The sequence below is a fragment of the Clostridium sp. genome (assembly GCF_051656525.1).
In the GTDB taxonomy this organism is placed as follows: domain Bacteria; phylum Bacillota; class Clostridia; order Clostridiales; family Clostridiaceae; genus Clostridium.
The window spans coordinates 1-1,687 of the sequence record NZ_JBOGCC010000181.1 but is presented as its reverse complement, the minus strand read 5'-3'; the positions used below and the strand labels follow the sequence as shown (position 1 = coordinate 1,687).

General features: G+C 34.0%; 1 protein-coding gene. It reads right to left on the bottom strand.

Features of this window, described 5'->3' with window-relative positions; genetic code table 11:
• Nucleotides 1-142: 142 nt before the first annotated feature.
• A complete protein-coding gene (locus ACRDDY_RS09245; protein ID WP_438564665.1) occupies nucleotides 143-1,603 on the bottom strand; it encodes an IS1182 family transposase in 1,461 nt (486 codons plus the stop codon).
• Between the last annotated feature and the right edge of the window lie 84 nt (nucleotides 1,604-1,687).

Genomic DNA, 1,687 nt, shown 5'->3' with positions numbered 1-1,687 from the left:
GCAGACTGTGTGAAAACAGATTCTAATAGATCGCGTACTGTTAATTGTTAAATATAGTTTTAAATAATTAGTATTTTAATCTATAATTCCTTAGTTTTGGATTATTTGTGTCTCTTTTTTACTAGAAAAAGAGGAGAGTGCATTATTTTGCATAATACAACTCCAGTTTGGACATAGCATTGGCTACACCGACAATGTTTTTAAGTCGGAGCATATTATATGCAGTCGTGTAGATATCTATTTCAATTTGAGCCTTCTCTTTTCCTTTCATCAAAAGTGGCACTTTTCCCATCCATCTTTTAAGAGTTCCAAAAACATGCTCAATTATTGCTTTTCTCTCCACAATCTCTGCTTTGCATCGCTTCGAATCCATTCTTCGTTTATAAGCAGTAATCCATTCGTGCCGAGAGTCTAGCCAATATTCACGCCCCGTTTTACTATTTGTACAGTCCTCTCGATAAGGGCAGTTAAGACAGTCTTCCGCTTTGGCTTTATATATTCTTACTAGCTGTCCACTTTTTGACCTCGTCCTTGTCTTTATATAATTTAGATCAATATGATTCTTGCACCTTACAACGTCCTTTTCTTTTATGTATTTAAAACTCCTTAGTCTTTGTTCTTCACAACTATAGCTCTTTAATGGTATTGAACAACGTGTCGTGTTTGAAGACTCTAGACTTTTTATTTGATTTGGGTTCCCATAACCTTTATCAGCTTCAACAAGCTTAGGCGTAATTGACAATTGTTCTTTCGTTTGAATTACTAGATTTTCTATCTCATGATAATCATCTGGCCTATCAGTCACTTCTGCTATAACAATCATTTTATTCTCATTATCAACTCCACCCTGGACATTATATGCTGGTTTTATACCATCTCTGGTTAGCATAAATTTAGCTTCGCTGTCTCCGGGAAATTCTTTATCAGTTCCTTTATCTTGAAGCTGTTCTTTTTGAATCTGAAGCTTGTGGATCTCTGTTTCTAATTGTGCAATTTTCGACATTAACTCACTTTCCATAGCTTCAAGCTCAATAACCTTATCTTCATGACCTTCTTTATTATCAGAACAATCTAGCTGATTGAAATATGCATCCATTTCCCTCTCCAGATGTGCTAGTCGTTTACTAATTTGCTGAATCTCAAGCATACGCTTAGATGTGCAAGCTTTAATTTTGGTTCCGTCATAAGCAATCTTCTCTCCCTTAATAAACTTTTCATGAACAAGAAAACGTCTAAATTCAATACATATCATACGAATAAGCGACTTGTTATCTTTCCGAAAATCAGCAATCGTTTTAAAATCTGGACGTAAATTGCCAAGTAAAAAGATAACCTCCATATTTCTATTACATTCAGTTTCTAAACGGCGAGAGCTGGATATTCTGTTTAGATATCCATATAGGTATAGTTTAAGGAGAGTATTTGCAGAATATGCTTTACGCCCAAATTCAGACTTACCCTTATCGTATTCAAATTCTTTCTTGGTGAGTGTTAAATCAACAAAACGATCAATTAACCTCACAATGTTATCCGAATCAACCCAATCTTCAAGTTGATTAAACATCATAAACGTGTTTCTATCTTCAGGAGTTTTAAATCGCATACTAGTAAGATTTCAATTCATTAAATATAATAATAAACATTTAAATATGAAATTGCTTTATGAGATATTTTTCACACAGTCTGC

Bases quoted from the DNA above. Each gene is read 5' to 3' on its own strand.
- ACRDDY_RS09245 (WP_438564665.1), bottom strand. From the start codon at position 1,603: ATGCGATTTAAAACTCCTGAAGATAGAAACACGTTTATGATGTTTAAT.